Origin of the sequence: Hoylesella oralis ATCC 33269, from assembly GCF_000185145.2 — a bacterium.
In the GTDB taxonomy this organism is placed as follows: domain Bacteria; phylum Bacteroidota; class Bacteroidia; order Bacteroidales; family Bacteroidaceae; genus Prevotella; species Prevotella phocaeensis.
Map to the genome: position 1 here is coordinate 127,424 of NZ_GL833118.1, position 11,466 is coordinate 138,889.

At 46.2% G+C, this 11,466-nt stretch carries 10 protein-coding genes; 9 read left to right on the forward strand and 1 reads right to left on the reverse strand.

The genetic code is table 11. The features are described from left to right. Positions 1–41: 41 nt before the first annotated feature. Genes HMPREF0663_RS02165 through lpxA form a run of 3 tightly spaced genes read left to right on the forward strand, consistent with a single transcriptional unit; the run spans position 42 to position 5,511 of the window. Positions 42–3,305: an efflux RND transporter permease subunit gene (locus tag HMPREF0663_RS02165; RefSeq protein WP_004368468.1), complete on the forward strand. Its 3,264-nt coding sequence runs from the start codon at positions 42–44 to the stop codon at positions 3,303–3,305. A gap of 1 nt (position 3,306) precedes the next feature. Further along, a complete protein-coding gene (locus HMPREF0663_RS02170) occupies positions 3,307–4,698 on the forward strand; it encodes an efflux transporter outer membrane subunit (RefSeq protein WP_016665530.1) in 1,392 nt (463 codons plus the stop codon). A 30-nt stretch (positions 4,699–4,728) separates the two neighbouring features. After that, positions 4,729–5,511: an acyl-ACP--UDP-N-acetylglucosamine O-acyltransferase gene (lpxA, locus tag HMPREF0663_RS02175; protein WP_004368472.1), complete on the forward strand. Its 783-nt coding sequence runs from the start codon at positions 4,729–4,731 to the stop codon at positions 5,509–5,511. A 466-nt stretch (positions 5,512–5,977) separates the two neighbouring features. Here the strand turns inward: lpxA and HMPREF0663_RS02180 are convergent, their stop codons facing one another. Next, the gene (locus HMPREF0663_RS02180; RefSeq protein ID WP_004368474.1) at positions 5,978–6,757 is read right to left on the reverse strand and encodes a radical SAM protein; all 780 of its coding nucleotides are present in this window, start codon (positions 6,755–6,757) and stop codon (positions 5,978–5,980) included. A gap of 147 nt (positions 6,758–6,904) precedes the next feature. On the opposite strand from HMPREF0663_RS02180, the gene HMPREF0663_RS02185 reads away from it, so the two are divergent. The 6 genes from HMPREF0663_RS02185 to folK all read left to right on the forward strand — a co-directional run bounded on the left by HMPREF0663_RS02185 (position 6,905) and on the right by folK (position 11,334). Next, positions 6,905–7,783, forward strand: coding sequence for a cell division protein FtsX (locus tag HMPREF0663_RS02185; RefSeq protein ID WP_004368475.1), 879 nt, complete (start codon positions 6,905–6,907; stop codon positions 7,781–7,783). A 143-nt stretch (positions 7,784–7,926) separates the two neighbouring features. Next, entirely contained in the window at positions 7,927–8,157 is a 231-nt protein-coding gene (locus tag HMPREF0663_RS02190; protein WP_004368476.1) for a DUF3098 domain-containing protein, read from the forward strand. Positions 8,158–8,186: 29 nt separating this feature from the next. Then, the gene (locus tag HMPREF0663_RS02195) at positions 8,187–9,050 is read left to right on the forward strand and encodes an undecaprenyl-diphosphate phosphatase (RefSeq protein ID WP_004368477.1); all 864 of its coding nucleotides are present in this window, start codon (positions 8,187–8,189) and stop codon (positions 9,048–9,050) included. After that, entirely contained in the window at positions 9,050–9,763 is a 714-nt protein-coding gene (gene truB, locus HMPREF0663_RS02200) for a tRNA pseudouridine(55) synthase TruB (protein WP_004368478.1), read from the forward strand. Before HMPREF0663_RS02195 ends, truB begins: the two co-directional genes overlap by 1 nt. Further along, a complete protein-coding gene (queA, locus tag HMPREF0663_RS02205; protein WP_004368479.1) occupies positions 9,760–10,926 on the forward strand; it encodes a tRNA preQ1(34) S-adenosylmethionine ribosyltransferase-isomerase QueA in 1,167 nt (388 codons plus the stop codon). The genes truB and queA overlap by 4 nt, the downstream gene beginning before the upstream one ends. Then, positions 10,927–11,334, forward strand: coding sequence for a 2-amino-4-hydroxy-6-hydroxymethyldihydropteridine diphosphokinase (gene folK, locus HMPREF0663_RS02210; RefSeq protein WP_004368480.1), 408 nt, complete (start codon positions 10,927–10,929; stop codon positions 11,332–11,334). Positions 11,335–11,466: the final 132 nt, after the last annotated feature.

An 11,466-nucleotide genomic window follows, 5' to 3' on the forward strand; every position in this document is an offset into this window, starting at 1 on the left:
TGTGCAGATAAACGAATAGGGATAATAATTTCAGATAACTTATGACATTTACACATTTTATCAAGCGTCCGGTACTGTCTACGGTAATATCGATATTCTTCGTATTATTGGGAGGAATCGGACTTATATCGCTGCCTATCGCGCAGTATCCTGACATTGCACCGCCGACGATCGCGGTTTCTACGACCTATACCGGTGCCGATGCGCAGACGGTAATGAACTCTGTAGTCACGCCATTGGAGGAAAGTATCAACGGTGTAGAGAACATGACGTACATGACTTCGCAGACTACGAACGACGGTTATGCATCAATTACCGTTTATTTCAAGCAGGGAACAAACGCAGATATGGCGGCTGTGAACGTTCAAAACCGTGTGAGTCAGGCGCAGGCATTGCTACCAGCAGAAGTAACAAGGGTGGGCGTTACCGTTTCTAAACGCCAGTCTTCCCAAGTGTTGATGTATACACTGACTACAGAAGACGGCAAATACGACGATGAATTCCTTACCAATTACAATAACATCAATATCATTCCGGCTATTAAACGTATCAATGGAGTCGGTGATGTGAATACTCCCGGTATGAAGACCTACTCTATGAGAATATGGTTGCAGCCGGATAAGATGAAGCAATATGGCCTGATTCCCTCGGATGTGACGGGTGCATTGGCGGAACAGAATATAGAAGCTGCTCCCGGAAAGTTCGGTGAACAGAGCAATATGGCCTATGAATACGTGATGCGTTATAAAGGTCGTTTGAAAACAGCCGATGAATATGAGAACATTATCATCAGCAGTGACGCGAACGGACAGACACTGAAATTAAAGGATGTAGCTAAGATTGAGCTGGGAGGATTGCAGTATTCCGTTTCAATGAAGAACAACAACCAGCCCTCTGTGATGGGTATGGTGCAGCAAATTGCCGGTTCTAACGCCAATGAGATTGCCAAGAATGTGAAGGCAGAGCTCGATAAACAGGCCAAGAGTTTCCCTCCCGGGATGGAATACAAGATCAATTATGATGTAACAGAGTTCCTTTATGCTTCAATAGAGGAGGTTATCAAGACACTTGTCATTACGCTTGTACTGGTATTCTTCGTGGTTTACATCTTTTTGCAGGACATGCGGTCGACGTTAATTCCGCTGATTGCCGTGCCTGTAGCATTGATCGGCTCATTCTTCTTCCTGTGGGTATTCGGATTTTCCATCAACCTTCTGGTACTTTCGGCATTGTTGTTGGCAATTGCGATAGTGGTGGATGATGCCATAGTCGTGGTGGAAGCCGTGCATGCCAAACTCGATCAAGGTTACCAAAGTGCACTAACGGCGTCTATAGATGCTATGAACGAAATTTCCGGAGCCATCATTTCTATTACTTTGGTAATGGCAGCGGTGTTCGTGCCGGTATCGTTTATCGGCGGAACCAGCGGTACTTTCTATCGTGAATTCGGTGTTACGATGGCAGTAAGTATCATCATTTCGGCTGTCAACGCATTGACATTATCACCCGCATTGTGTGCCATATTCTTAAAACCCCATGCAGATGAAGAGGGTGAACATAAGTCTACATTCATCAGCAGGTTCCATGCAGGCTTCAATATCGTATTCGATAAGACAGTCGCTAAATATAAGAAAGGTGTAGAGAAATCCATTAATCGCCGCATTCTTACGGGAGTTATTATCCTTATAGGCATCATAGTGCTCGTGGTAACAATGCAGACAACCAAGACAGGCCTTGTGCCCGACGAGGATACAGGCACGCTGTTCGTCACCATATCTACACCGCCCGCCACCAGTCAGGCACGTACTCAAGAAATTACGAATATCGTAGATAAGATGTTGGCAAGCAATCCTGCTATTCAATCCCGTGAGCAAATCGTGGGTTACAACTTCATTGCAGGACAAGGTTCCGACCAAGCTACTTTCATTATCAAGCTGAAACCGTTCGAAGAACGCCCCGGTGGATTCTTCCATAACCTTGCAGGTTTGTGGGAAGGAGACGGTATCAAGCGTTTCTTCATCAACTCTAAGTCGAGCACGGCCGTATTGGGTATGATTTACAAACAGACTGCCTCCATCAAAGATGCACAGATCATAGCCTTTCAACCACCTATGATTCCCGGCTTCGGTGCTACCAACGGTGTAACATTCTCTATGCAGGATAAGACGGGAGGCGACCTGAATAGGTTCTTCAATATTACCCAAGAATATCTTGCAGAGCTAAACAAACGTCCGGAAATTCAGACGGCTATGACATCTTACAACCCGAACTATCCGCAGTATATGGTAGATGTGGATGTGTCGAAGTGTAAGCAAAGCGGTATTAGTCCTTCTACTGTGTTGACAACATTGCAAGGTTATTACGGTGGACTTTATGCCTCCAACTTCAATGCCTACGGCAAGTTGTACCGTGTAATGGTACAGGGCGATGTGGCAAGCCGTATGCGTCCCGACGGTCTTTCCAATATTTACGTGCGCACTTCATCGGGCATGGTTCCCATAAGCGAATACGTTAACCTGCGAAGAGTGTACGGTCCGTCGAATATCAACCGCTTTAACCTCTTTACATCTATCAATGTCAATGTTACTGCAGCCGACGGATATTCGTCCGGTCAGGCCATTAAAGCGGTGGAAGAAGTGGCTGCCCAGATGCTTCCGGAGGGTTATGGACTCGATTATTCGGGCCTTACGCGGTCGGAACAAGAATCGAGCAACTCCACTGCAATTATCTTCTTGCTGTGTATAGTGTTCGTTTATCTGATCTTATCTGCACAGTATGAGAGTTACATTTTGCCGCTCTCTGTCATCCTGTCTCTGCCGTTCGGTCTTGCCGGAGCATTTATCTTCACGCAGCTCTTCGGCCATTCCAACGATATCTACATGCAGATTTCGCTGATTATGTTGATCGGTCTGTTGGCCAAGAACGCCATCTTGATAGTACAGTTTGCCCTTGAGAGGCGCCGTACAGGTATGGCCATTCGCTATAGTGCCATATTGGGAGCCGCCGCACGTCTGCGTCCTATCCTCATGACATCGCTTGCCATGGTTATCGGTTTGCTGCCTTTGATGTTCGCATCCGGTGTAGGTAAGAACGGTAACCAGACGCTTGGAGCCGCTGCAGTGGGCGGTATGCTCATCGGTACACTGATACAAATCTTCGTTGTACCGTCGCTATTTGCCGTATTCCAATGGCTGCAAGAGCGGATAACACCGTTGAAGTTCGAGGATGAAAACAATCCCGAAGTAGCTGCGGAGTTAGAACAATATGCCCACGGCAAGTTCATTCAATGTAAAGAAAAAGAATAAAATGAAGAAATTAAATATCATTATAGCAGGTCTTGCAGCGCTGGTTCTTACCGGCTGCAAGAGCCTTTACGGAAAATATGAGCGCCCCGAAGTACAGACAAGCGGTCTCGTTCGCGATGCTATGTCTGCCGCAGACACCCTTGCCGTCGGAGATACGGCGAGCTTCGGCAACCTGCCTTGGCGCAGCGTTTTTACCGATCCGCAGTTACAAGTGCTTATAGAGCGAGGGTTGAACCATAATACCAACCTGCTCAATGCAGCGCTCAACGTGCAGATAGCAGAGGCTCAACTCAAGTCGGCCAAGCTGGCTTTCTTGCCTTCATTCAGTTTCTCACCGCAAGGAACAATCGCTTCGTGGGATGGAAACAAGGCTACCAAAACCTATAGCCTGCCTATCAATGCCTCTTGGAGTGTAGACCTCTTCGGCAATCTGCTGTCGCAAAAGCGGGCTGCACAGATAACTTTGCTTCACTCGCGCGACTATCAGGTGGCAGTACAGACCAATCTTATTGCCAATATGGCCAACATGTACTACACGCTTTTGATGCTTGATAGGCAGTTGGAACTGGTGTCTGACATGGAAATATTGACCAAAGACACGTGGGAGATTATGAAAGTACAGAAAGAAGCGGTAAGGGGCGTGCGTTCTACAGCGGTGCAGGCAGCCGAGTCGAACTACTATTCCGTGCTGACGAGGAAGGCAGATTTGAACCGTCAGGTGCGCGAAACAGAGAATGCACTCTCGCTGCTTGTAGGTCAACAAGTGCAGGCTATCCCGCGCGGGAAGTTAGAAAGTCAGTCTTTACCTACCAATCTTTCTACCGGTGTAGGTGTGCAGTTGCTCAACAATCGTGCCGATGTACATGCTGCAGAGATGTCGCTTGCCCAGTGTTTCTATAATGTAGAAACCGCTCGGTCGCGCTTTTATCCGGCACTGAACCTCAGTGCATCGGGCGCATTTACCAATAGTGCCGGCGGCATGATTACCAACCCGGGCAAATGGTTGCTCTCTGCTGTGGGTTCGCTTACGCAGCCTATCTTCCAGAACGGTAAGCTCATTGCCGGATTGAAGGTAGCTAAAGCGCAGTATGAACAGGCATATAATACATGGCAGAACTCTATATTGACCGCCGGAAGCGAGGTTAGTAATGCGCTTGTTTTATACAATACCTCCGACGAGAAGAGCAAGATAGAGGCCAAACAGATAGAGGTACTCAAGCAAAACGTGGAAGATACCAAGGCTTTAATGGCCAGTGCCGGCAGTACTTACTTAGAAGTAATCTCCGCACAACAGTCGTTATTGAACACTGAACTATCTAAAGTATCCGACGATTTCAGCAAGATGCAGGCTGTCGTAAATCTGTATTACGCCTTAGGAGGCGGCGCCAAATAGCGCATAACGTTTAACTTAACAAGAAAAGATATGGCAAGTGAAATAAGTGCAAGGGCAGAAGTATCCCCCAAGGCCAAGATCGGAGATAACTGTAAGATATTTCCTTTCGTCTATATAGAGGATGATGTCGTTATCGGAGATAACTGTATAATATTCCCGTATGTTAGTATCATGAACGGTACGCGCATGGGAAACGGTAACAAGGTGCACCAATGTACGGTGTTGGCTGCCATTCCTCAGGATTTTAACTTTCGCGGAGAAGAGAGCGAACTGGTTATTGGAGACAACAATACCATACGCGAGAACGTCGTTATCAACCGTGCCACGCATGCCGGAGGGCGTACTGTACTGGGCAATGACAATATGTTGATGGAGGGAGTTCATATCTCTCACGACACCAAGGTGGGTAACCATTGCGTGTTCGGTTATGGAACTAAGATTGCCGGAGACTGCGAAATAAGCGACGGGGTGATATTCAGTTCGTCGGTAATCGCCAATGCTCGCACGCGTGTGGGGAGCGGTTCGATGATACAGGCAGGCACGACATTTTCGAAGGACGTACCGCCTTATATCGTTGCGGGCGGTGTTCCTGTGAGCTATGGCGGTCCTAATACCACGATGATGACGGCATACGGCGTCGACGAAAAGGTGCAGAAGCACATCGCCAATGCCTATCGGTTGGTATTCCATGGGCAGAACAGCGTGTTCGATTCTGTGCTCCAAATCAAGGAACAGGTACCCGATTCGCCGGAAATCAGGAATATTATCAGTTTTATAGAAACCACAAAATTAGGCATTATCAGTAAAATGTAATTCATACCTATTACGTTTTATACTGTTATGAGAGGGACTGATCGTGAGGTCGGTCCCTCTTTTATTGTGATAGGAGTAGAAAATGGCTGTCTCGCCCTGCTTTTTTAAAAGAAACGTAATTCCAATTTGTTTATGCTTCTCCCTTTGGAAAGGGGAGACAGAAAAGGGGGCAATTCCTTTTGTTCACAACTTAGAATCTCTGTTCAGCCTTTCATTATAGAGCAGAAAAGTACACGGTACCGTAAAAACTTAGCTTGTTTAAGCACTCTAAAATGGCCTTTTTCTCAAAATATATGTATAAGAATTTAAACAAGCTAAATTCCTGTAATCCGTTTAGGTTGTCTGTTTGTCAGCTATAGATGGTGTGGCTATCTTGATTAAATTATACATCTAACGAAGTTACCTTATACATCTAACCGCCCTAACCTGTTTCTGCCCTCTGTTTAGAGGGGTAAGGTAAGGTTCTTTAATACGATGCCGTGCAGGGAATGCCCATAGCTTTAACACGGTCGCGGATGGCGTTCAGTTCTGCGGGAGTAGCTTTCTGTAGGTCGTGATCGGGCGTTTCGCGGTCGATGGTGTATATCATAACCTCCTTGGGAGCTATGTATCTCACTGCTTTCAGCCACGGTTGTACGAATTCATCGCCCGTGTTATCTACGTTATGCACGCCGCTCATGCCTTTCATGAACATGGTTTGTATAATCAATTTGCCGTTGAAAGACTTTAAATCCTCAATGAGTTGCTGTACATCGAAGTGTTTGTTTACCGGCTGGTCTACCAGTTTAATGTAGTCGGTATTTACTGTATCGAGCTTTAGAATGTTGTTGTCTACCTTCAAAAGAGCGTTGTGTACGGCTTGTTTGTGTATGAAAGTAGAATTGCTCAGTACCGATATTTTGGCTTCAGGGCAGTATTGGTTGCGCAATCTCACGGTGTCGTCGATGATTTCTGCAAACTCCGGATGGCTTGTAGGTTCGCCATTACCCGCAAAGGTCAGCACATCGAGATGCTCGTCGGCCTCGTGCATCTTCTTCAGTTGTGCTTCCAATGCTTTCGATACCTCTGCTCTTGTAGGGCGTTTCCGTGTAGGTATGCGGTCTTTATTGAACCCGCATTCGCAGTAGATGCAGTCGAAAGTGCAGCTCTTTCCGTCTTCCGGCAGCAGATTAATGCCTAACGAGAGCCCCAACCGTCGGCTCCTGACAGGCCCGTATATAGGTGCGGGGTAAATTCTTGTACTCATAATGAAAGGCTTCTCCTTCGGTTTGTTAAGTCATGCAAAGGTAAATATTTTTAAAATACGTACGCGTTAATACACGTTAAACTGTCGTTTGGTCATATTTTTTTTTGTTACTTTGCAACAAAATTGGACTGTTATATCCTTTTTGATATGGGAAAGAAGCGAAAGAAAACCGGCAGTCGTTACGGATTGCAGGGCGTAACTCTATGTATAAGTATTGCATTGGTGCTCATTTTATTGGGAATGATAGTGTTTTCGGTGCTTACTGCACGTAATCTGTCTGCCTCGATCAAGGAAAATCTTTTGGTAACCATGGTGCTTCAGGAAGATATTACGAACCCGGAAGCTCGCCAAATATGCAAGACATTACGCACGAAATCCTATATCAACAGTATAGAGTATCTTAGCAAGGAACAAGTTCTTCGTACGCAAAGCAAGCTGATGGGTGCCGATCCTTCGGAGTTTATCGGCAGCAATCCCTATCTGGGATTTATAGAATTGCGTATGAATGCCGACTATGCCAACAGCGATTCGTTGCGCTGGATTGTCAAGGAACTTAAGAAATATCCCAAGGTTGGTGAAGTTACTTATCAGCAAGACCTGATGGATAGTGTGAATGAAAACCTGAGTAAGGTAAGTTTCGTGCTGCTCATTTTGGCAGTATTGCTCACTTTCGTGTCGTTCACATTGATTAATAACACCATAAGACTCAGCGTTTATGCCCGCAGGTTCTCTATACATACTATGAAACTTGTGGGGGCATCATGGTCGTTTATTCGCGGTCCTTTTATAAGGCGTGCCGTGTGTTTCGGACTGATAGCTTCCGTATTGGCCGTTTTAGTGCTGTCAGGATGCTTCTATGGGCTTTATAGATATACCCCCGATATCCTCAATGTGGCCACATGGGAGGTGTTGACGGTCACTGTAGCGTCGGTATTTGTATTTGGAATGGTTATAACTGGTACATGTGCCAGCATTTCAGTAAACAAGTTCCTGAAGATGACGGCAGGAGAACTCTACAAAATCTGACGGTCTGTTGCCGGAAAGGTGGCTGTATAGCGTGGGCCGAAGGTGCTTATATGTTTTGAAATAAAAGGAATAACAATTAATAGTAAGAAAACCTGAGTGCTTCGGGAGCTCTGTGCTCCTGTGGCAGACGGATAAACTTGAATATGGATAAAAGGAATTTAGCATTCGATAAAGTCAACTTTATCATGTTGGCAATCGGCATGTGTGTGGTCATTCTCGGCTTTATATTGATGAGCGGCAGTGGTTCTACGGAGACTACTTTCGATCCGGAAATCTTCAGTACTGTACGTATAAAGGTTGCGCCTGCCCTGTGTTTCATCGGTTTTGTATCGATGATTTACAGCATTATCCGTAAACCGAAAGATAAACAGTAAACATCTGTCACGTCATCTAATTTCATATAATGACCGTATTACAAACGATTATTCTGGCAATCGTAGAAGGATTGACCGAGTTTTTACCCGTTTCGTCGACGGGACACATGATTATTACCCAAGGATTATTGGGTATAGAAAGCACACCTTTTGTAAAGGCGTTTACCATTATTATACAGTTTGGCGCCATTCTCTCGGTGGTGTGTCTTTATTGGAGGCGCTTTTTCCGTCTCGATCATACGCCTGTACCGCCGAATAGTTCGGTATTCAAGGCGTTTATCCATAAGTGGAATTTTTACTGGAAGCTGCTTGTAGCTTTCGTACCGGCCATGGTTATCGGTTTTGTCGGTAAGATGTCGGGGCTTATCGACCGCTTTTTGGAAAGCGTAGAAGTCGTTGCAATAATGTTAGTTGTGGGAGGTATCTTCATGATATTCTGCGACAAACTGTTCAATAAGGGCAAAGAAGAAACGGTACTTACCGAAAGGAGGGCATTTAATATCGGCCTCTTCCAGTGCATTGCCATGATTCCGGGCGTGTCGCGCTCTATGGCTACCATCGTCGGAGGGATGTCTCAGAGGCTTACAAGGCGTGCCGCAGCCGAGTTCTCGTTCTTTCTTGCCGTGCCAACCATGGCAGCTGCTACCGCTCTTGATGTATGGGAAGTGTTCTTCGGCAGCGATGCAAACACCTCGTGGGCCACACCTGACAATCTTGCCATGCTCGCCTTGGGCTGCGTGGTGGCATTCGTAGTGGCGCTGCTTGCCATGAAATGGTTCGTTGCTTTCCTTACCAAATACGGATTTAAGTCCTTCGGAGTCTACCGAATTATTGTGGGCGGCTTCATTCTTTTATGGCTTTTATTGGGACATAACTTATCGATGGTAAGCTGATGAACTTCTTCCAAGGAGAGATTATTGCCATCGACAAGCCTTTAGGCATAACAAGTTTCGGGGCTTTGGCACACATCCGTTACCTGCTCACCCGACGTATGGGGGGGACAAAGGTAAAGGTCGGGCATGCTGGAACACTCGATCCGCTGGCCACGGGGGTATTGATACTTTGCACAGGGCGTGCTACCAAGCAGATCGAAAGCCTGCAGGCGCATACCAAGGAATATGTGGCAACGCTGCAACTTGGTGCAACTACGGCCAGTTATGATTGCGAACATGAGGAGAATGCGGCCTTTCCGACGGCACATATTACGCGGGAAGCAGTCTTGAAAGCTATTGATGGCTTCGTCGGAGATATAGAACAGGTTCCGCCTTCGTACAGTGCATGCAAGATAGATGGCGAACGAGCTTATACATTAAGGCGTTCCGGCGAGAACGTAACACTGAAACCGAAACGCATAAGGATAGATGCAATAGAATTGATCGGTTTCGATACCGCTACTATGCGGCTGACCATTCGTGTTGTCTGCGGCAAAGGAACCTATATAAGGGCGCTTGCGCGGGACTTGGGACGGGCACTCGATAGCGGTGCGTACCTCGTTTCTCTGCGCCGTACACGAGTAGGAGCCATCCGAGTTGAAGACTGTATCGATTACGACCGCTTCGATGAATGGCTCGATAAACAAGAAATAGAAAGAGAACATAATATATGAAGTTATCACAATTCAAATTTAAACTGCCCGAAGAGCAGGTGGCATTGTATCCTCATAGCTTCGAACGTAAGTTCAAGAACGAGGATGGAACGAAAGAAACGTTTAGGGTTACTCGTCGTGATGAGAGCCGATTAATGGTGCTTCATAAGAAAACACAGGCCATAGAGATGTTCAAGAAAGATAAAAAAGGTAAGCCCATCGAGGGCGATTACCTTGATTTTCGGAACATATTGGACTATTTCGACGAAGGCGATACATTCATTTTCAACGATACGAAGGTATTTCCGGCACGCTTGTACGGTACCAAAGAAAAGACCGATGCTAAGATAGAAGTGTTTCTTTTGCGCGAACTGAATGAGGAAATGCGGCTTTGGGACGTGCTTGTAGAACCTGCCCGTAAGATACGTATCGGCAATAAACTTTTTTTCGATGATACGAGTACCATGGTTGCAGAGGTCATAGACAATACTACGAGCCGTGGTAGAACGCTGCGATTTCTGTACGATTGTCCGCACGAAGAGTTCAAACGCGAGCTCTTTGCATTGGGTGAAGCGCCGCTTCCCCGATATATTATCGATAATAGAGAGAACCATCATGCCGTCAAGGAGGATTTGGAGAACTTCCAGTGCATCTTTGCAAAGCACGAAGGTGCCGTAACTGCTCCTGCTACAGGTTTGCACTTCAGCCGCGAACTGATGAAGCGAATGGAGATACGCGGTATCAATTTCGCTTTTATTACCCTGCATTGCGGTCTCGGAAACTTCCATGAGATAGAGGTAGAAGACCTGACCAAGCATAAAATGGACTCCGAACAAATGATTATCGATGCCGAGGCGTGTGAGGTAGTCAATGCTACTAAGAAAGGCGGCCACCGCATCTGTGCCGTGGGTACGAGTGTGGTAAAGGCCACGGAAACGGCAGTCGGTACCGATGGAATGCTTAAAGAGTTCTCCGGATGGACTAATAAATTCATCTTTCCCCCATACGATTTCGGGCTTGCCAATACGATGATTGCCAATTTCTATCATCCCCTTTCAACGTTGCTGATGCAGACAGCTGCATTCGGAGGCTACGATTTGGTGATGCAGGCCTACGAAATGGCTGTAGAAAACGGCTATAAGTTCGGTTGTTTCGGCGATTCCTTGCTTATTTTAGACGATTAAATGCACAAGGTATATCTTGGTTTGGGTGCAAACATAGGTAATCGCAAGCGAACCATTCGGCAGGCTATAGAACGCATAGAGGAACTGATCGGCACGGTTGAATGTCGATCGGCTCTTTATGAAACTAAGCCGTGGGGCTTCAATTCGCCCAATGATTTCATCAATGCCTGCGTGTGTTGTTCTACTGTTCTTAGTCCGCGACAGGTCTTGGTATCGTCTCAACGGATAGAAAAAGAGCTCGGTCGTACGCATAAGTCTGTAGGCAGTGTGTATCAGGATCGTGTGATAGACATCGATATTCTGCTGTACGATGATATCAGACTGAACGAACCCGACCTGAAAATTCCGCACCCGTTGATGCAAGAGCGCGATTTCGTGATGATACCTCTGCAAGAGTGTCTTGAATAGAGGTTATCTCTATCGTTGCTACATCATATATCTGCTATGATTAGATGCAGTGCCTGTTTGGGTTAAGTATTGCATCTATTTATTGAAAAAGTTTTGTTTTTGTAAACAGGTTAACATGTATTTTTATACCTT